The sequence below is a fragment of the Actinospineispora eucalypti genome (assembly GCF_039543365.1).
GTDB lineage: Bacteria > Actinomycetota > Actinomycetes > Mycobacteriales > Pseudonocardiaceae > Pseudonocardia > Pseudonocardia eucalypti.
This window is the reverse complement of sequence record NZ_BAABJP010000057.1, coordinates 123,794-142,328: the sequence shown is the minus strand read 5'-3', so window position 1 is coordinate 142,328 and position 18,535 is coordinate 123,794. Positions and strand designations below refer to the sequence as shown.

The following is an 18,535-nucleotide window of genomic DNA, read 5'->3' as shown; positions in this document are numbered from 1 at the left end:
CGCTGGCCGGCAGCTGAGAGCTACTAACCGAACCGCCGGAAACACCGATCACGGGATAGACCCGGGTTCTGGGTCGGTGATGGGTTCTCCTCTGGTGTGGTAGCGGCGGCCGAGTGGGCTGATCCAGATGAACCTCCCTGGTTGGGGGTTGGGTGACGGTCCAGCCTCCTTCGTGTTTGAGCCGGTGGTCGTGTTTGCAGCCGGGTCCGAGGTTGGTGTGGGTGGTGGGGCCGCCGTGTTGGTGGTCGTGGGTGTGGTCTTGTTCGGATTGGGTGGCGGGGCGCCGGCAGCCGGGTGCGGTGCAGGTGCGGTCGCGGATCTGCACGTACCGGCGTAGCGCGTGTCCGGGCAACCGTCGCCCCGGCCGGCTGTCCCGGTCGGGGCGGGGCGCGGTGCGGGCATGTTGGTACTGGGTGGAGATGTCGGTGATCACCCCGGCCCAGGCCTGGGGTGGGTCTTCGGCCAGGCGGGCCAGCACGGTGGCCGGGATGGCCAGCTCAACGATCCCGCCCTCGGCGTGGTGTCCGGGTGGGCCGGTGGTGGGTCTTCGGCGGGTGAGGCCTTCGGCGAGTAGGTAGCCCTCGTGGTCGGTGACCGCCCATCGCCATTGCCCCTGGTGTTGGCGGGCGACCGCCCGTCGCGCGGTGTCGGCGAGGATCGGCCCCCAGCCGGGCAGTTCGCCGGGCAGGTCGTTGACCCCGGCGAGGCTGTCGAGCCGGGCGCGGACCTCGATCCCGGCCACCCGTCCGAGGGGCTCGCGTTCGCCGGCCGTCCTTCGAGACACGGAAGCCGGCTGATCGTCGCGCGGGCCATCCCCGGCCAGCGGGGCGTCATCTGGTGCCGTCCAGGCCGGCTCGGCACGATCCAAACGGTCCCCGTCCGGCTCGGCGCTGTCCGGCTCGGTGCCCGCCGGATGTTCGGCCGCCACAGCGTTGTCCGTCGTGGCTTTTAGGGGTGTGGCTCGCACCGGCGTCGCTTCGGCGGTTGGGGGGTTGGCCGGTGGGGTTTGGGTCTGGGTAGCCTCGGCGAGCAGAGCGGTGATCATCTCTGTGTGGGTCAGGTGGTGGAAGCGGCCATCGAGCAGGCGTAGGTAGATGTCCGCGCGCAACTGGTCGACCCGGCCGGGGTGTCCGGCGCGTTTCGCCGCCCGGGCCAGCGCGGCAATGCGTTCGGCCGCGGCGGCGGCCTCGTCCGGGGGTAGACCCGACGCGCTGATCACCGCGGTGCCGTCCGGGTTCAGATAGCCCACCACCGCCCGCTCACCCAATGCCCGCTGGTAGGCATCCTGGGCGTGGTCTGGATCGGCGGTCAGGATCAGCTTCAGGATGCGGGCGCGTAGCTGCCCGGTGGTCAACCCGGGCGCCGCCGCCAATACCGCGTTCAGCACGTTGGCGATCAACCCGGCCGGTAGGCCGGCCAGGTGGTGGACGAACACCCACGCCCGGTCCCGGTCGATCCGCCCGGCCAGCATCTCCGCATGCACGGAGGGCAAACCTCGACACAGGGCATAGGCGAACTCGGACTCACTCCACCCCTGCCGCCGCGTCATCACCAACGTGGCCCGCACCTCATCCGGCGCGTAGCGGTGCGGCTCAACCAGCCGGGCCACCGAGCCAGGCCCTGCGGCGGGATCACGCTCCAGCGTCGAGGCCACCGCCCCGAGATACACCCCATCGGCGTACGCCCGCTGCCGCGCCGACGCCTGCAACACATCGATGACCGAACCGTTCGGCACCGCCGTCACATCCACCGACGCCAACACAGCGGCCAGCTCCGGACCGACGGGCATCCCCGCCAGCCGCTCACCAAGCCCGTCGCTCATGTGTTCGATTATACGTTCGACCGCCGACACATTTCGGCGAACCCGGAACCACGAATCAACGCGAGCCTGGTCCGAGGCCACCACAACCCGGGAACCTGGCAGGTCAACACCTCGAAACCCGTCTATCGGGCACTAGCACAGCGGTCCGACAACTCCGTGCCGTCGCGGCGCGGAACGGCCGAGTTGTACACATCGCCCCCGTCCATCCACAGCTTCGCCGAGGTCGATGGCCCCCGCACCGCCCGGCCAGCAACCTTGGGGGCATGGCACATGTGGTGTTCTTCGGCGGTCTCGGGATGTTGGCCGGTGCGGCCGCCAGGGCGGTGCTCGGCCGGCTGCGGCGCGGCGCGCGGCTCCGGCCGCCCTGGTGCGAGCTGGCGGTCGGCGCGCTGTGGGCCGGCGCCGGTGGTTGGTGGGGCGGTGGAGGGCTGTCCTGGCGGTGGCTGCCGTTGCTGCTCGGGCTCGCCTGGCTGGGGGTGGCCGCCGGGGCGGTGGACCTGGTGCATGGCCGCCTACCGGACGCGCTGACCCTGCCCGCCGTGCCGGCCGCCGTGCTCGCCACGGTGCCGCTGGGCGGTGTCGCGGTGTCGCGGGCGCTGCTCGGAGCCCTGTTGCTGTTCGGCGGGTACCTGGCAGTGCGGCTGGTGGCGCCGGGCGCGCTGGGTGCTGGTGACGTGAAGCTGGCCGCCGCGCTCGGTGCCGGGCTGGGCGCCGCATCCCTGGCGGCGCTGGCGGTGGCGACCGTGCTCGCCGCCGTGCTCACCGCGTCGGTGCTGGCCGGCGGGTTGTTGAGCGGCCGGTTGAGTCCCGGGGCGGCGGTGCCGCACGGGCCGGCGATGCTGTTCGCCGCGTGGCTGGTCCTCGCGGTGGCCGCCGGTGCGGGGGTGGGTGCCGGTGCGTGAGGCCGCGGCTGCCGCCGACGCGGAGGTGAGGACCGGTGCGTGAGACAATCGGGACCGTGTTGCGTTGGTTGACCGCTGGTGAGTCGCACGGGCCGGCGCTGGTTGCGGTGCTCGAGGGCATGGTGGCCGGTGTCGAGATCACATCCAAGGAACTGGCCGCCGAGCTGGCACGGCGCCGGCTGGGCTACGGCCGGGGCGCCCGGATGAAGTTCGAAGCGGACGAGCTCGAGATCATCGGTGGCATCCGGCACGGGGTGACGCAGGGCGGGCCGGTCGCGGTGCGCATCGGCAACACCGAGTGGCCGAAGTGGGAGACCGTGATGGCGGCCGACCCGGTGGACCCGGAACTGATCGCCAACCGGGCGCGCAACGCGCCGCTGACCCGGCCCCGGCCCGGTCATGCCGACCTTGCCGGCATGACCAAGTTCGGGTTCGACGACGCCCGCCCGGTGCTGGAGCGGGCCAGCGCGCGGGAGACCGCCTCCCGGGTGGTGCTCGGCACGGTGGCCAAGGCATTTCTGAAGCAGGCGCTCGGCGTGGACATCGTGTCGCACGTGGTCGCGCTCGGCTCCGTGGATGCGCCTGACGACGAGCTGCCCGGCCCCGCTGACCTGGAGCGGGTGGATTCCAGCCCGGTGCGGGCCTACGCCGAGTCGGCCACCGAGGCGATGGTGGCCGAGGTGGACGCGGCCCAGGCGGACGGCGACACGCTCGGCGGCGTGGTCGAGGTGATCGCGTACGGCATGCCGGTCGGTGTCGGCAACTACGTGCAGTCCGACCGGCGGCTGGACGCCAGGCTGGCCGGTGCGCTGATGGGTATCCAGGCGATGAAGGGCGTGGAGATCGGTGACGGGTTCCGCACCGCCCGCCGCCGGGGCAGCGCGGCCCACGACGAGATGGTGCCCGGCGCACCGGTGGACCGGCTGACCAACCGGGCCGGCGGCATCGAGGGCGGCATGACCAACGGCGAGCCGGTGCGGGTGCGCGTGGCGATGAAACCGATCTCCACCGTGCCCCGCGCGCTGTCCACCGTGGACGTGGCCACCGGCGAGCCGGCGCAGGCCATCCACCAGCGGTCGGACGTGTGCGCGGTTCCCGCGGCCGGTGTGGTCGCCGAGGCGATGGTCGCGCTGGTGCTGGCGCAGGCGGCGCTGGAGAAGTTCGGCGGCGACTCGGTGGCGGAGACGGCCCGCAACCTGGGGGCGTACCAGGCAGCCGCCGCCGAACAGCTCGGCCACTGAGCTCAGACGGCGGCCTCGGCGGCCTCGGGCGACGGCGCCAGCTGCGCCACGATGGCGGCCACGTCCAGCCAGACGTGTTCGCTGCTGATGCCGCCGTCCCGGAACTCGCACACGTGCAGTAGCCGGTAGGTGACCTCGCGGTTGCCGCCGGGCAGGCCGAACGGCTGGCCGACGGCCCGCGCGGTGACCATGGCCTCGTCCACCATGAAGTCGTCGCCGTACAGACGGCGGATCGGGGTAACCCGCTCGTTGTCGAAGTCGGCGAACAGCTGGGCGTAGCGGCAGCGGATGTCCGCCGGGTCCGACAGCGCCCCGTCAGGGTCGCCGATCACGTCGTGCACGGCCCCCTCGGCGAGCGTGCCCATCAATGCCTCCAAATCGTGCGCGGCTTCGGCGGCATAGTGCCGCCCCATGATCTCGTCCATCTCGGTGCGGTCCATGGCTTCCCCTCCGAGCCGGTTGGCGGACTTCGCTGTCGGCGCGGAACGGCGCCAGCGCGCCCAGATTCGACGGGAGCCCGCCAACAGGCTCTAGTACGGTCGTGCGATGACCCAATCGTCATGAGAAAGGATTCTCATGTCAATAGAATAGTTGCATGGTGATCCGGGACCTTCAGAAACAGCGGACCCGCCTCGCGCTGATCGACGCGGCGGTGCGGCTGGTCGGACAGGGCCAGTCGCCCACGCTCGCCGAGGTCGCTGAGGAGGCGCTGGTGTCCACCGCGACCGCGTACCGCTACTTCTCCAGCATGCGGCCGTTGCTGCTCGAGGTGGCCACCCGGCAGCTGCAACCCGCGGTGGACGAGCTGCTCGGCGAGCTGCCGGCGGATCCGGAGCAGCGGCTGGACCAGATGGTGGACCGGGTGACCAGCATGCAGTTGCGGCACGAGGCGCTGTGGCGGGGAGTGCTCAGCGCGATCCAGGAACGGTGGTTCGAGGAGGCCGAGCGGCCTCCGGAGGAGCGGGTTCCGGTGCGCGGGATCACCCGGGTGGGCCTGGTCGAGGGTGCGCTCGCCCCGCTGCGCGAGACCTTGCCGGCCGACCGCTACCGCAAGCTCAGCCTGGCCATCACGCTGGTGTTCGGCGCGGAGGCCATGGTCTCCGCCCGGGATGTCTGTGGGCTGGACGTCGATGAGTCGAGGGAGATCATGCGCTGGACCGCCCGGACGCTGCTGCGGGCCGTTCTCGCCGAGCCGGCCGGCGCCCCGGCGGGCGCGGACGGCGCGGGCACCGGTTCGGCCGGTGCGGGCACTGGTTCAGACAGCGGGGACACCGGGTCGGCCAGCGCCCCGGCGGGTGCGGACGGCGGGGGCAACGGGCCGGGTGGCGAGAGCAACCGGCCGGGTGGCGGGGGGAACGGGTCCGGTGGCGGGGGCAACGGGAGCGTGCCCGAATGACGGGTCGACGTGCTCGTCTAGGCTGAGCAGGTGGGAGACGGGATCAGGCCCGCGGCGATCTTGGTGGGGCCACCGGGCTCGGGCAAGAGTACGGTCGGCCGGCGCATCGCGGAGCGGCTGGCGTTGGGCTTCAAGGACTTCGACGACGACATGCGGGCCGCGCACGGGCTGGAGGCCGGTGAGCTGGTCGTCGAGCTGGGTCGCGAGCGCTTCCAGGAGCTCGAGGCCGAGCTGCTGGGCGAGGTGCTGACCAGCTTCGACGGCGTGCTCGCGCTGGGCGGGGGCACGCCGACCGCGCCGGGCGCCGCCGAGCTGCTGGCCGGCCACCGGGTGGTGTTCCTGGACGTCGATCTGGAGAACCTGCTCAAGCGGGAGGGCCTGGTACCGCTGCACCCGTGGCTGCTGCCCAACCCGAGGGCGCACCTGCGCCAGCTGCTCACCGAGCGGCGGCCGGTGTACGAGGCGGTCAGCCAGGCGACCGTGCCCACCAGTGAACGCCCGGTGGAGGACGTGGTCGCCGACGTGCTCGCCGCGCTCGAGGCCCGACCGGTGAGCGGCGCATGACCTCCCCGGCCGTACGGATCAAGGTCAACGCGGAGCGCCCGTACGACGTGACCGTCGGCCGGGGCATCCCTGGGACCGACGTGCTGGCCGCGCTGGACGGTGCGACCAAGGCGGTCATCGTGCACCAGCCGACCCTGGCCGGGCGGGCCGAGGCGTTGCGGGCCGAGCTGGCGGCGGAAGGCGTCGACGCGCACCGCGCCGAGGTGCCGGACGCGGAGGACGGCAAGACGCTCGCCGTCACCGGGTTCTGCTGGGAGGTGTGCGGCCGGGTCGGGCTGACCCGGGCCGACGCGGTGATCGGCCTCGGTGGTGGCGCGGTGACCGACCTGGCCGGGTTCGTCGCGGCCACCTGGATGCGCGGGGTGCGGGTGGTGCACATCCCGACCACGCTGCTGGCCATGGTGGACGCCGCCGTCGGGGGCAAGACCGGGATCAACACCGCCGCCGGCAAGAACCTGGTCGGCGCGTTCCACGAGCCGGCCGCCGTGCTGGTCGACCTGGACACGCTGCGCACCCTGCCCGCCGATGAGCTCCGCCCCGGGATGGCCGAGGTGGTGAAGGCCGGGTTCATCGCCGACCCGGTGATCGTGGACCTGGTCGAGGCCGACCCGGCCGCCGCGCTCGACCCGGCCGGCGAGGTGCTGCCGGAGCTGGTCCGCCGGTCCATCCAGGTCAAGGCCGACGTGGTGTCGGCGGACCTGCGGGAGTCCAACCTGCGGGAGATCCTCAACTACGGGCACACCCTCGGCCACGCCATCGAGCGCCGGGAGGACTACCGCTGGCGCCACGGGGACGCGGTGAGCGTCGGGCTGGTGTTCGCCGCCGAGCTGGCCCGGGCCGCCGGCCGCCTGGACGACCCGACCGCCGACCGTCACCGCGCGGTGCTCCACGCGCTCGGCCTGCCGGTGGGATACCGGCCGGACGCGCTGCCCGAGCTGATGGCCGGCATGGCGCTGGACAAGAAGGCGAAGGCGGGCAAGCTGCGGTTCGTGGTGCTGGACGGACTGGCCAAACCCGGTCGGCTGGAAGGCCCGGAAGAGGACCTGCTGGCCACCGCGTACGCCGCGACCTGCCGGGACCCGGAATGAGTGCCGACATGCAGGTGCTGGTGCTGAACGGGCCGAACCTGGGCCGGCTGGGCACCAGGCAGCCCGACGTGTACGGCACCACCAAGTACTCCGACCTGGTCGAACTGTGCCTGCGCACCGGCAACGAGCTCGGCATGAAGGTCGCCGTGCGGCAGACCGAGCACGAGGGCGAGATGCTCGAGTGGCTGCACGAGGCCGCCGACGCCGGCACCCCGGTGGTACTCAACGCCGGCGCGTGGACGCACTACTCGATCGCGGTCCGGGACGCCTGCGCGATGCTCACCGCCCCGTTGATCGAGGTGCACATCAGCAACGTGCACACCCGCGAGGAGTTCCGCCACCACAGCCACATCAGCGCGGTGGCCACCGGCGTGATCGTCGGCCTGGGTGTGCGCGGCTACCAGCTGGCCCTGCACTGGATAGCCGACTACGGCACCCTCCGGGCCTAGGCCGTGTTTAAAAAGCCCTCGATCGCGGTCTTCGCGCCCAGGCGGTCCCCGGCCGCGTTGTCGGCACGGCCACGTACCCCGGTACGAGGCCATGCCTCCGCCTTGCCGGAAACCACCTGGATCACGAAGCCCATCGACCGGGACTTCTTAAACACGGCCTAGCGTCAGCCGAACATCGACCGGAACTGCTCCAGGGAGCTGGCCCGGAACACCATGTTGGTGCGGCGTACCTCGGACAGCGGCGCCTTGGGGTCGGCGGAGTACATGTGGCCCGGGTGCACCACCGGGTCGCCGGCCAGGCCGGACAGCTGTTGCAGGCTGGCGTACATCGCGTCCGGGTCGCCGCCGGGGAAGTCGGTGCGCCCGCAGCCCTGCAGGAACAGGGTGTCCCCGGCGACCAGCTTGTCGTCCACGAGGAAGCACTGGCTGCCCGGTGTGTGGCCGGGGGTGTGCAGCAGCCGGATCGGCACGTCGCCCACCCGGATCTCGTCGTCGTGCTCGTGCGGGGTCAGGTCGGTGGCGGACACCCCGGTGGACCGGCGCACCCACTCCGCCTCGTCCCGGTTCACGTGCACCGGTACCGGTGCCTTGGCCAGCAGGTCGGCCAGCCCGGACAACTGGTGGCCCATCAGGTCCCCGCCGACGTGGTCCGGGTGATGGTGGGTGACCAGCACCCCGGTCAGCCGCAGGTCGTCGGCGGCGATCACGTCCAGCAGCTCGTTCGGCGCGTAGGCGGGGTCGACCACCACCACCTCGCGGGTGGCCGCGTCGCCGATCAGGTAGCAGAAGTTGACCATCTGCGTGGCGATCGGGTCGCCGACCGCGAAGTCCCGCCCGGACAGCAGCTGCCGGAAGTAAACCTGATCGCTCATGCCGCCACCCTAAGCCCCGCCGCGGCGCGTCCGTTGGGCGGTTCGTGGGGAGATCGGCACCCACACGATCGTTAATATTGATGATTGGCCAGGAGAGGGTTACTTAATGGCCTCCGCACTAGCTACGCTGCCGACGAATTCTGCGTGGGGCTGGGTCTCTACTCGGGGGGTCGAAACGAGACCGCGGCGGCCAGGGGTGGACGGAGGAGTGGTGAATCGACGGTACGCGGACCATCCGGTCGATCCGGGCGTGACCCCCGAGGACGCGGAGGCGCCGCCCGCCCGGTCCGAACCGCCCAACCGTCCCTCGTTCCCGCTCCGCCTGGCCCGGGTGATCTTTCGGCCGCGTTCGATCAAGGCGAAGCTGAGCCGGATTCTGGTCGCGTCGCTGCTGCTGGTCACGCTGGCCATGGGGGCCATGGTGGCCGGCCAGCTGAGCGGGTACCGGGAGGCGGTCGCCACCACCAAGGCGGTCGGTCTTTCGTTGACCCTGCAGGACATCGTCCACCAGCTGCAGCGGGAGCGGGGCCTGACCAACGGCGTGCTCAACGGCGGTGGGTACCGGGACGCGCTCAACGCGCAGCGGCCGCGCACCGACGCGGCGCTGTCCGGGCTGAACGCCACCCTCTCCGACCCGGACAACCCGCCCGGGCAGGTGACCGAGGTGCGCGCCGCGCTGGCCAAGCTGAACCCCTTGGCCGCCGTGCGCACCGAGGTGGACGCCGACCGGGCGCAGGCGAACCCGACGTTCGGGTTCTACTCCGAGGCCATCGGTGAGCTGAACTACCTCTACCTCGGCATCGACCAGTCCTCCGACCCGGGGCTGCGGCAGGGCCTGCAGGCGCTGTACTCGCTGGCCGACGGCAAGGAGGCGGCGGCCGCCGAGCGCGGGCTGCTGCTGGGCGTGTTCATCGGGCAGGACTTCCCGTACTCCCAGTACACGAGCTTCGCGCAGCTGCGCGCGCGGAAGGACCAGGCGCTGGAGCTGTTCCAGCACCAGGCCGGCCCGGAGGAGAGCCGCGCGCTGGAGGCAGTGCTGCAGTCGCCGTCGGCCGGCGAGGCGACGGGCATGGAGGCGGTCGCGGCGGCCGCCACCAACGGCCGGCTCTCCCGGGACGTGAACGCGCAGGCCTGGTGGGAGCAGATGAGCTCGGTCGTGGACGGCCTGCGGACCGTTCAGCAGCAGACCGGCGCCGACGTGACCACCCTCGCCGAGCGCCTGCGGGACGGCGCGCTGCGCCAGTTGGTCGCCCTGCTGTTCGTGGCGCTGGTGGGCATCGGCGTGGTGATGGCTCTGGTGATCGGGGCCGCCCGGTCGATCATCGGCCCGCTGGGCGTGCTGGCCACCGACGCCGACGACGTGGCGGCCCGCCGGCTGCCCGAGGCGGTGGAACGGCTGGAGAACACCACCGACGAGTCGGTCACCCTGCCCCCGCCGACCCCGGTCGTTGTGCCGGCGCACGCCGGCGCGGAGATCAAGCGGGTGGCCCGCGCGCTGCTCCGGATGGAGAGCACGGCACTGTCCCTGGCGACCGAGCAGGCGATGGTGCGGCGCAAGACCACGGTCGCCCTGGCGAACCTGGGCCGCCGCAACCAGAACCTGGTGCGCCGCCAGCTGTCGCTGATCAGCGAGTTCGAGCGGGAGGAGCTGAACCCGGGCACGCTGGCCAACATGTTCGAGCTGGACCACCTGGCCACCCGGATGCGCCGCAACGCGGAGAGCCTGCTGGTGCTGGTCGGCGAGGCCGGCCCGAAGCCGTGGTCCAGCCCGCAGCCCATCGTGGACGTGATCCGCGCCGCGCTGTCCGAGGTGGAGGACTACCGGCGGGTCACGCTCAAGCGGATCGACGAGGTGCACATCGCGGGCGCCGCCGTCACCGACGTCGCCCACATGCTGGCAGAGCTGGTGGAGAACGGGCTGTCCTTCTCCCCGCCGGACGTGGACGTGGAGATCTTCGGGCGCAAGATCGGCAACCAGTACACCATCGCGGTGGTCGACCACGGTGCCGGCATGCGCCCGGACGCGCTGGCCACCGCCAACTCCCGGCTGCACGACGAGGAGAACTACCTCTCCGCGCCGACCAAGTTCCTCGGCCACTACGTGGTCGGCCGCCTGGCCCGGCGGCTCGGCGCGGAGGTCAGCCTGGCCCCCGGCGCGATCACCGGCGTGACCGCGCGGCTGGTGCTGCCGGCCGAACTGGTCGTCGAGCCCACCGTCCGTCCCGGGGACGAGCCGCCGTCGCCCGGCGCCGAGCGGGGACCGGTCGCCACGTTCACCGAGCCGGAGATGTTCGGCGCCGAGCCGATCGAGGACCCGGTCGGCCAGCCGATCGCCGACGACCCGTTCGGCCTGACCGGGGCGCGCGTGCCGCAGGGGGCGCGGTTCCCCCGGCGGCCACCGCCGCCGCCGGCCCGGGTGGGGGGCGGGGTGCCCATGGCCCGGTCGGCCCCGGAGCTGGCGGAGCGGCCCGCCGCGGCCAGCACGGAGAACGGCCGGCACGCCGAGCCCGACCGGGACGAACCGGCCCAGCCCGAGTTCGCCGGTGCGGACCGAATCACGGACTCAAACGCCGACTCGACCCTGCCGGGGACGGCCGAGCCGCCCGGCGACGAGGCCAGGGAGGCCGATCCCATGCACGCGGACCCGGCCGGGGCGCAGGCCCCGGACCAGTCGCGGCACTCTTCGGAACCGGTCGGGTCGATCGAGGAGACGCAGGTGTTCCCGGCGTTCGGCGCGCCGCCGACCGATGGGGAACCGTCTCGGCCGGACGACGAACCCGCGCTGGGGGCGCACGCCTCGAACGAGAGCCCGCCGGTGGAGGAGACCCCGTCGTCGGGCGGCCGGCACGAAGGAACGCCTTCGACCGGCGAGCCGGACGGCACCTCCACCGGGGCGGAACCGGCCGCCGCCGGGCTTGCGCCGGTGCCCACGGTGCCCGCGCCGACCGGTCCGCCCCCGGGCGCACAGACGCTCGGACCGGTGCACGGGCCGTCCGTTCCGCCCCGGGAACGGGTCGACGTGCGGGCCGAACGTGCCCGCACACGCAACGGTCTGGTCAAGCGGCAGCCCCGCACGGCACGTCCGCTGCCCCGGGTGGTCACCCGCCCGGCGGAGGAGATGCCGACCAGGGAACGGTCACCGAGTGAGATCGGTTCGATGCTTTCGTCGTATCGTTCTGGGCACCAGCGGGGGGCGCACGCGGCGCCTCCCCGGGATCTCCGAAACGAGCGGGAGAGTCAGCTGAGCCCGCACAACTCCGGGCAAGGAGGATCGAGTGACCGCTGAGTTGCGTGCCGATCCGCAGAGTTTCAACTGGTTGATCAGCAACTTCGTCCGGGAGACCGACGGTGTCCGGGACGCGGTGGCGGTGTCCTCCGACGGGTTGCTCATCGCGGCCTCCGAGGGCATGGAGCGGGACTCGGCCGACCGGCTGGCCGCGTTGGTCTCCGGACTGGCCAGCCTGTCCCGCAGCGCGGCCCGGTACTACGACTTCGAGGGCCTGCGCCTGATCATGATCGAGATGCGGAAGGGGTTCCTGCTGGTCTCGACGATCTCGGACGGCAGCTGTTTCGCCGTGCTCGCCGAGCCGAACTGCGACATCGGACTGATCGGTTACGAGATCGCGGTGCTGGTGGAGCGCGCGGGAGATCTGCTGAACCCGGCGCTGATCTCGGAGCTTCGGGAAGCGCTGGCCCGGTAATGGACGCCCCGCGCGTGCCCGAAGAACCACCGAGCGGCCAGCCCGGTGGGCTCGAGGCCTGGTTACCCCGCCCGCCGTGGCTGGAGCCGGACCCGCCGGCCCAGCACGAGCGTGTCGAACCGGTGCGGGCGGTGCCGCCGGTGGAGCCCGAGCCGGAGCCCGAAGAGGAGCGACCGGAGCGGGCCGAGCGGCGGGCGCCCGCGGAGGTGGGGTTCCGGGCCGAGCCGGCCCGGTCGGGAGGCAACGGCGACGTCGCGCGGGTGCGCCCGTTCGTGGTCACCGGCGGACGCACCCAACCCACCTACACCGGGCTCAAGCTGGAGACGCTGTTGCAGGCGATGCCGACGGCGAGGTCGGCGTCCCTGCGTTTCGAGGAGCGCCGGATCATCGAGCTCGCCCAGCGGCCCGTTTCGCTGGCCGAGGTCGCCGCGCAGCTTGCGGTACCGGTCGGGGTGGCTAAGGTACTCGCCTCCGACCTGTATTACGGCAACCACGTCAGGCTGCTCGAACCGCATGAGCTGTCGGTCGACGTCATCGAAAGGATCAGGGACCTTGTACGGGCGCTCTGAGCAGGAACCCGCGCCGTCGGTCAGCCCCGCGTCGATCAAGATGGTCATCAGCGGCGGCTTCGGGGTAGGGAAGACCACGTTCATCGGCGCGATCTCGGAGATCGAACCGCTGGTCACCGAGGCGGCGATGACCGACCTGTCCACGAAGGTGGACGACGCGACGCTGTTGCCGGACAAGTCCACCACCACGGTGGCGCTGGACTTCGGCCGGATCACGCTGGACCAGACGATGATCCTCTTCCTGTTCGGTACCCCGGGGCAGGAGCGGTTCTCCTTCCTGTGGGACGACCTCGCCGAGGGTGCGCTGGGCGTGGTGATCCTGGCGGACACCCGTCGCATCGAGGACTGTTACCCGGTGCTGGACTACTTCGAGAGCCGGGGCGAGGCGTTCGTCGTCGCGGTGAACAACTTCGAGGGCGCGGACACGTTCGACCTGGCCGAGGTCCGTGAGGCGCTCGGCGTGGACGAGACGGTCCGGGTGGTGGACTGTGACGCCCGGGACCGGGAGTCGGTGAAGGGCGTGCTGATCGCGCTGCTCGACCAGGTGCTGCTGATGAGGGTCTCCGCGAACGCCTAGGGCACTGAGTCGTGGGACGCGCGCAACTGGTCGGTGTGGATCCGGTCGTCGCGCCGCACCTCGACGTCCGGGGCGGCCGGCCGCCGGGCCCAGAACAGCCGGTACGGCTCGAGCCAGGCGTCCAGTTCCTCGAGCGGCCCGGGGTCCAGCGCGTACAGCCGGCGCTGGCCGTCCGCGCGCACGGTGGCCAACCCGGACTCGCGCAGCACCCGGAGATGCCGGCTGATCGCCGGGCGGCTCACCGGGAACGCCTCGGCGATCTCCCCGGCCGTGCGCTCCGAGGTGCGCAGCAGCTCTAAGGTGTGCGGTCATGGCGGACACGGGCAACGAGAAGCTGCCGAAGAAGGTCTACGAGCGCGAGCTGCTGCGGCTGCAGGGCCAGCTGGTCGAGCTGCAGGAGTGGGTGCGGGCCAGCGGCAGCCGGCTGGTGGTGGTCTTCGAGGGCCGGGACGCGGCCGGCAAGGGCGGCGCGATCAAGCGGGTCTCCGAGTTCCTCAACCCCCGGGTGTGCAAGATCGTCGCGCTGCCGGCGCCCACCGAGCGCCAGCGCACCCAGTGGTACTTCCAGCGCTACGTGGAGCACCTGCCGGCGGCCGGGGAGATCGTGCTGCTCGACCGCAGCTGGTACAACCGCGCCGGCGTCGAGCGCGTGATGGGCTTCTGCACGCCCAGCGAGTACGAGCGGTTCCTGCGGCAGGCGCCGGTGTTCGAGCGGCTGCTGGTGGAGGACGGCGTGCTGCTGCGCAAGTACTGGTTCTCGGTCAGCGACGCGGAGCAGGAGCGCCGGTTCGCCGACCGGCTGAACGACCCGATGCGCCGCTGGAAGCTGTCCCCGATGGACCTGGAGTCGGTCACCCGCTGGGAGGACTACTCGCGGGCCAAGGACGAGATGTTCGCCCGCACCGACATCGCCGAGGCGCCCTGGGCGGTGGTCGAGGCGGAGGACAAGCGGCGCGCGCGGATCAACATGATCGCCCACCTGCTGTCCAGCGTGCCCTACCGGCACGTGGAGCCGCCGGAGCTGGTTCTGCCCGAGCGCCCGCCCGGCAGCGGCTACCAGCGCCCGCCCCGGGACATGTTCACCCAGGTGCCGGACCACGCCGCGACGCTGGTCTGAGACCTGAGCGAGCATCTTCGAACTCCGGACAGTTGGTGATCAAGTAGCAATGGGAGACGTTCTACTCGCGGGTAAGGTCTCTGGCCGCTACGTGACCATGAAACCCCGCATCCGAACAAGATCAACGTCTTGGTCCGGAGATGCGCTCTAAGGTGGGGGGTATGACACCTGCCGCCCGCCGGGAGTCGCTGCGGGCACTGCTGCGCGCCGCCGAGCTGGACGCCCTGCTGGTCACCGACCTGGTGAACGTGCGCTACCTGAGCGGCTTCACCGGCTCGAACGCGGCGCTGCTGGTGCACGCCGAGGGGGAGCGGGACAGCCGGTTCGTGACCGACGGCCGCTACCGCACGCAGTCCGCCGCCGAGGTGCCCGACCTGCACCGGTTGATCGACCGGGCCTGCGCCTCGGCGGTGGTGAAGGAGGCCGGCGTGGTCGGGATCCGGCGGCTGGGCTTCGAGTCCGGGCACCTCACCGTGGACGCGCACGCCGGCCTGGTCGACCTGGCGGGCCGGGAGTCCCCCCGGCTGGCCCTGCGGCGCGCCCCCGGCCTGGTGCAGCGGCTGCGCGCGGTGAAGGACGACGCGGAGATCGAGGCGCTGCGCGCGGCCTGCGCGATCGCCGACAGCGCGCTGGCCGAGCTGGTCGGGGCCGGTGGGCTGCGGCCCGGCCGCACCGAGCGCGAGGTGGCCGCCGACCTGGAGCGGCGGATGTGGCGGCACGGCGCCGAGGGGCCGTCCTTCGAGACCATCGTGGCCGCCGGGCCGAACTCGGCCATCCCGCACCACCGGCCGACCGACGCCGAGCTGGCCGCCGGCGACCTGGTGAAGCTGGACTTCGGCGCGCTGCGCGACGGCTACCACTCGGACATGACCCGCACGGTGGTGCTGGGCGACCCGGCGGACTGGCAGCGGGAGGTGTACGAGCTGGTGGCGGCGGCGCAGCGGGCCGGCCGGGAGGCGTTGGGGGTGGGCGCCGAGCTGGCCGGGGTGGATGCGGCGGCCCGCGCGGTCATTGCCGACGCCGGCCGGGGTGAGGAGTTCTCGCACGGCCTGGGGCACGGCGTCGGGCTGCAGATCCACGAGGCACCGGCTCTGGGCCCGGGCAGCGAAGGTACCCTGGACGCCGGCATGACGGTCACCGTCGAGCCCGGCGTCTACCTCGCCGGCCGGGGCGGCGTCCGTATCGAGGACACACTCGTCATCCGCGCACACGGCGCCGAGCTGCTCACCCGGACCGATCGGGAGCTGCTCGCGCTCTGACGCGGGCACTAGCAGGAGGATGCACCGGTGAGAGCGCGGACGAAGGCTCGGAAGCGCGCGCTGGACATCCTGTTCGAGTCCGAGGCGCGCGGGGCGGACCCGCTGGTGGTGCTCAAGGAGCGCCAGGAGACCGACGACGCCCCGCCGGTCTCCGACTACGCGGCGATGCTGGTCACCGGGGTGGTGGAGCGCCAGGAGCGGATCGACGAGCTGCTCGCCGAGCACGCCGAGGGCTGGTCGGTCGCCCGGATGCCGTCGGTCGACCGGACGCTGCTGCGCATCGGGATCTACGAGCTGCTCTGGGTGGACGAGATCGACGACCCGGTGGCCATCACCGAGGCGGTGGAACTGGCCCGCACGCTGTCCACCGACGACTCACCGCGCTTCGTGAACGGCGTCCTGGGCCGCATCTCCGACCTGGCCGACCACATCCGCCCCGGCCTGGCCTGACCACCGATTCGGTCGCTTCAGCACGCTGATTCAGTCGGTTCAGCAGTACGGTTCAGTCGATTTGGCCGGCTAACCGCGGCTCCCCGGGCGCATGGTGATCGACAACTCGGTTGACTCGGCGAAGGTGCCGGGCGGCTTTGGCGCCGTCCGCAGCCGCGAGACACGCGCAAGGCCAGCCCGGCAAGATCGGCAATGTGGGCGTGGCCGTGCGCGTGCCGTCGGCCGCGCTAGTCCTCTCGTGCCGGGCGGGCCTCGGGGGGGAGTACTCCCCAGTCGACGAGTTGCTCCGTGAGCTCACCCGGAGTCATGTCGTAGATGATCGCCAGCGAGCGCAGGTCCTCGGTGCGGATGGACAACACCTTGCCGTTGTAGTCGCCGCGCTGGCTCTGGATGGCGGCCGCGTAGCGGGCCAGCGGGCCGACCTTGTCGGCCGGCAGCTGTTGCAGTCGTTCCAGGTTGATAACGATCTTGGTGGCGGGCTCGGCGCCGGACGGAACGCGCCCTTCGGGCAGCAGCTCGGCCACCGGCACCCCGTAGAAGTCGGCCAGTTCGGCCAGCTTCTGCACGGTGACGGCGCGGTCGCCCCGTTCGTAGGATCCGACAACCACGGCCTTCCATCGGCCGCCAGACTTCTGCTCGACGCCGTGCAGCGACAAGCCCTGCTGTTGCCGAATGGCGCGGAGCTTGGAACCCAGCGCCTTGGCGTAGTCGCCCATGTGGCGAATCTCCGTTTCAGGGTGCCCCTGGCACGCCGTCAGCGCGGTGGGCGGGGGGCGTTGTGATCAATACGCAGAGTAATCATGCGCTCGTTTCCGTCACGAGGTCAAGTTGGTCTCCCCTGGCTGGGCTACCCAGCGTCCGACACCACCCGGTCGGTTGATTGCCGATGCACCCTTCGGCTGGGTGTGCGGGGTGCCTTTGGTAGCGTTCCGATGTCCTTTAAAGGCCGTCCAGTGAGGCGGGAAAGGAGTTCCTCGCGTGGCGTCATCCCGGCGCGCGCGTGGCGACCAGGCGTACGGAGCGGGCACCGAACTGCTCTCCGCCTCGGATGTCGCCCGCACGGTCGCGCGCATTGCCCACCAGATCATCGAGAAGACCGCCTTCGAACCGGCCGGCGCCGACCAGGTGGTGCTGCTCGGCCTGCCGACCAGGGGCGCGCCGCTGGCCCGCCGGCTCGGTGCGGCCATCGCCGAGTTCGCCGGGGCGAGCCCGGGCGTCGGCACGCTGGACGCCACGCTCTACCGGGACGACCTGAGGCGTGGCCCGGCCCGCTCGCTGGAGCCCACCGCCATCCCGGACAGCGGTATCGAGGACAAGCTGGTCGTCCTGGTGGACGACGTGCTGTTCTCCGGCCGCACGGTGCGGGCGGCGCTGGACGCGCTGCGTGACTTCGGCCGGCCCCGCGCGGTGCAGCTGGCCGTGCTGGTCGACCGGGGTCACCGGGAGCTGCCGATCCGCGCCGACTACGTCGGCAAGAACGTGCCGACCGCGCGCGGCGAGCAGGTCTCCGTGCTGCTCACCGAGGTGGACGGGCGGGACGCGGTGCTGCTGCACCGGCCCGAAACGGGGGGTGCCGAATGAGACACCTGCTCTCCGTCAGCGACCTGGATGCCGCCACCGCCACCTCGCTGCTGGACACCGCCGACCGGCTCAAGCAGGCGCTGCTGGGCCGCGAGGTGCACAAGCTGCCCACGCTGCGCGGCCGCACCGTGATCACCCTGTTCTACGAGGACTCCACCCGCACCCGGGTCTCCTTCGAGATCGCCGGCAAGTGGATGAGCGCGGACACCATCAACGTGAGCGCCAAGGGCTCCTCGGTGTCCAAGGGCGAGTCGCTCAAGGACACCGCCGCCACGCTGGCCGCCGCCGGCGCCGACTGCGTGATCATCCGGCACCCGGCCTCCGGCGCCGCGCACCGGCTGGCCGCCTGGCTGGGCCGGGAGGGCGGGTCGGGCGGGTCAGGACCAGCGGTGGTGAACGCCGGGGACGGCACCCACGAGCACCCCACCCAGGCGCTGCTGGACGCGGCCACGCTGCGCGACCGGCTGGGCTCGGTGGCCGGCAGGCGAATCGGCATCGTCGGTGACATCACTCACAGCCGGGTGGCCCGGTCCAACGTGATGCTGCTGGCCACCCTGGGCGCCGAGGTGCGGCTGGTCGCCCCGCCCACCCTGCTGCCGGTCGGCGTCGGCGACTGGCCGTGCCGGGTGAGCCACGACCTGGACGCCGAGCTGCCCGGCCTGGACGCGGTGATGATGCTGCGGGTGCAGGCCGAGCGGATGCGCGGCGGGTTCTTCCCCAGCGCGCGGGAGTACGCCATCGGTTATGGGCTCAACGAGCGGCGGCTGGCCATGCTGCCCGAGCACGCCGTGGTGCTGCACCCGGGACCGATGGTGCGCGGCATGGAGATCGCGCCGGCGGTCGCCGACTCGCCGCGCGCGGCGGTGCTGGAACAGGTGCGCAACGGCGTGCATCTGCGGATGGCCGTTCTGTACCACCTGTTGGCCGGCGCCCCGGAGGTTCGCTGA

The 18,535-nt window shown here is 72.1% G+C and carries 21 protein-coding genes; 15 read left to right on the top strand and 6 right to left on the bottom strand.

From position 1 onward, the window contains the following. On the bottom strand, window positions 1-1,822 hold a 1,822-nt coding region (locus ABEB12_RS37650), incomplete at its 3' end, for an HNH endonuclease signature motif containing protein (protein ID WP_345703488.1). A gap of 263 nt (window positions 1,823-2,085) precedes the next feature. Between ABEB12_RS37650 and ABEB12_RS37645 the strand changes: the two genes are divergently transcribed. After that, window positions 2,086-2,724 (top strand): prepilin peptidase, encoded by a 639-nt coding sequence (locus ABEB12_RS37645; RefSeq protein WP_185060585.1) that lies wholly within the window; start codon window positions 2,086-2,088, stop codon window positions 2,722-2,724. Between the two features lie 56 nt (window positions 2,725-2,780). After that, a complete protein-coding gene (gene aroC, locus ABEB12_RS37640; protein ID WP_345703496.1) occupies window positions 2,781-3,965 on the top strand; it encodes a chorismate synthase in 1,185 nt (394 codons plus the stop codon). A gap of 2 nt (window positions 3,966-3,967) precedes the next feature. Here the strand turns inward: aroC and ABEB12_RS37635 are convergent, their stop codons facing one another. Beyond that, the gene (locus tag ABEB12_RS37635) at window positions 3,968-4,405 is read right to left on the bottom strand and encodes a nuclear transport factor 2 family protein (RefSeq protein WP_185060586.1); all 438 of its coding nucleotides are present in this window, start codon (window positions 4,403-4,405) and stop codon (window positions 3,968-3,970) included. A 155-nt stretch (window positions 4,406-4,560) separates the two neighbouring features. On the opposite strand from ABEB12_RS37635, the gene ABEB12_RS37630 reads away from it, so the two are divergent. Genes ABEB12_RS37630 through aroQ form a run of 4 tightly spaced genes read left to right on the top strand, consistent with a single transcriptional unit; the run spans window position 4,561 to window position 7,462 of the window. Beyond that, on the top strand, window positions 4,561-5,361 hold the full coding sequence (locus ABEB12_RS37630; RefSeq protein WP_221497670.1) for a TetR family transcriptional regulator: 801 nt from the start codon (window positions 4,561-4,563) through the stop codon (window positions 5,359-5,361). 30 nt (window positions 5,362-5,391) lie between these two features. Further along, window positions 5,392-5,925 (top strand): shikimate kinase, encoded by a 534-nt coding sequence (locus ABEB12_RS37625; protein WP_221497671.1) that lies wholly within the window; start codon window positions 5,392-5,394, stop codon window positions 5,923-5,925. Next, a complete protein-coding gene (gene aroB / locus ABEB12_RS37620) occupies window positions 5,922-7,013 on the top strand; it encodes a 3-dehydroquinate synthase (RefSeq protein ID WP_185060587.1) in 1,092 nt (363 codons plus the stop codon). Before ABEB12_RS37625 ends, aroB begins: the two co-directional genes overlap by 4 nt. Before the next feature lie 8 nt (window positions 7,014-7,021). Next, window positions 7,022-7,462 (top strand): type II 3-dehydroquinate dehydratase, encoded by a 441-nt coding sequence (aroQ, locus tag ABEB12_RS37615; RefSeq protein ID WP_185061345.1) that lies wholly within the window; start codon window positions 7,022-7,024, stop codon window positions 7,460-7,462. Here the strand turns inward: aroQ and ABEB12_RS37610 are convergent. Both ABEB12_RS37610 and ABEB12_RS37605 read right to left on the bottom strand, forming a co-directional pair. Beyond that, window positions 7,459-7,617 (bottom strand): hypothetical protein, encoded by a 159-nt coding sequence (locus tag ABEB12_RS37610; protein WP_345703487.1) that lies wholly within the window; start codon window positions 7,615-7,617, stop codon window positions 7,459-7,461. The genes aroQ and ABEB12_RS37610 overlap by 4 nt on opposite strands. Before the next feature lie 9 nt (window positions 7,618-7,626). Continuing rightward, entirely contained in the window at window positions 7,627-8,334 is a 708-nt protein-coding gene (locus ABEB12_RS37605) for an MBL fold metallo-hydrolase (RefSeq protein ID WP_185060589.1), read from the bottom strand. A 211-nt stretch (window positions 8,335-8,545) separates the two neighbouring features. On the opposite strand from ABEB12_RS37605, the gene ABEB12_RS37600 reads away from it, so the two are divergent. The 4 genes from ABEB12_RS37600 to ABEB12_RS37585 are packed head-to-tail and all read left to right on the top strand — an operon-like array spanning window position 8,546 to window position 13,181. After that, entirely contained in the window at window positions 8,546-11,620 is a 3,075-nt protein-coding gene (locus ABEB12_RS37600; protein ID WP_185060590.1) for a nitrate- and nitrite sensing domain-containing protein, read from the top strand. Beyond that, a complete protein-coding gene (locus tag ABEB12_RS37595; protein ID WP_185060591.1) occupies window positions 11,610-12,035 on the top strand; it encodes a roadblock/LC7 domain-containing protein in 426 nt (141 codons plus the stop codon). The genes ABEB12_RS37600 and ABEB12_RS37595 overlap by 11 nt, the downstream gene beginning before the upstream one ends. Before the next feature lie 14 nt (window positions 12,036-12,049). Beyond that, entirely contained in the window at window positions 12,050-12,604 is a 555-nt protein-coding gene (locus tag ABEB12_RS37590; RefSeq protein ID WP_221497672.1) for a DUF742 domain-containing protein, read from the top strand. Between the two features lie 40 nt (window positions 12,605-12,644). Further along, window positions 12,645-13,181 (top strand): GTP-binding protein, encoded by a 537-nt coding sequence (locus tag ABEB12_RS37585; protein ID WP_345703495.1) that lies wholly within the window; start codon window positions 12,645-12,647, stop codon window positions 13,179-13,181. On the opposite strand, the gene ABEB12_RS37580 is transcribed toward ABEB12_RS37585, so the two are convergent. Next, window positions 13,178-13,471 carry an ArsR/SmtB family transcription factor gene (locus tag ABEB12_RS37580; RefSeq protein ID WP_345703494.1) on the bottom strand — a complete coding sequence of 98 codons (294 nt, stop codon included), beginning with the start codon at window positions 13,469-13,471 and terminating at the stop codon, window positions 13,178-13,180. The genes ABEB12_RS37585 and ABEB12_RS37580 overlap by 4 nt on opposite strands. Before the next feature lie 20 nt (window positions 13,472-13,491). On the opposite strand from ABEB12_RS37580, the gene ppk2 reads away from it, so the two are divergent. The 3 genes from ppk2 (at window position 13,492) to nusB (ending at window position 16,007) form a co-directional block, all read left to right on the top strand. Continuing rightward, window positions 13,492-14,298 (top strand): polyphosphate kinase 2, encoded by an 807-nt coding sequence (ppk2, locus tag ABEB12_RS37575; RefSeq protein WP_185060594.1) that lies wholly within the window; start codon window positions 13,492-13,494, stop codon window positions 14,296-14,298. Between the two features lie 161 nt (window positions 14,299-14,459). Beyond that, a complete protein-coding gene (locus tag ABEB12_RS37570) occupies window positions 14,460-15,557 on the top strand; it encodes a M24 family metallopeptidase (RefSeq protein ID WP_185060595.1) in 1,098 nt (365 codons plus the stop codon). A 27-nt stretch (window positions 15,558-15,584) separates the two neighbouring features. Next, window positions 15,585-16,007: a transcription antitermination factor NusB gene (gene nusB / locus ABEB12_RS37565; protein WP_185060596.1), complete on the top strand. Its 423-nt coding sequence runs from the start codon at window positions 15,585-15,587 to the stop codon at window positions 16,005-16,007. A gap of 227 nt (window positions 16,008-16,234) precedes the next feature. On the opposite strand, the gene bldD is transcribed toward nusB, so the two are convergent. After that, window positions 16,235-16,723 (bottom strand): transcriptional regulator BldD, encoded by a 489-nt coding sequence (bldD, locus tag ABEB12_RS37560; protein ID WP_185060597.1) that lies wholly within the window; start codon window positions 16,721-16,723, stop codon window positions 16,235-16,237. A gap of 262 nt (window positions 16,724-16,985) precedes the next feature. Between bldD and pyrR the strand changes: the two genes are divergently transcribed. Next, window positions 16,986-17,588, top strand: coding sequence for a bifunctional pyr operon transcriptional regulator/uracil phosphoribosyltransferase PyrR (gene pyrR / locus ABEB12_RS37555; RefSeq protein WP_345703486.1), 603 nt, complete (start codon window positions 16,986-16,988; stop codon window positions 17,586-17,588). Further along, window positions 17,585-18,535 carry an aspartate carbamoyltransferase catalytic subunit gene (locus ABEB12_RS37550; protein WP_185060598.1) on the top strand — a complete coding sequence of 317 codons (951 nt, stop codon included), beginning with the start codon at window positions 17,585-17,587 and terminating at the stop codon, window positions 18,533-18,535. Before pyrR ends, ABEB12_RS37550 begins: the two co-directional genes overlap by 4 nt.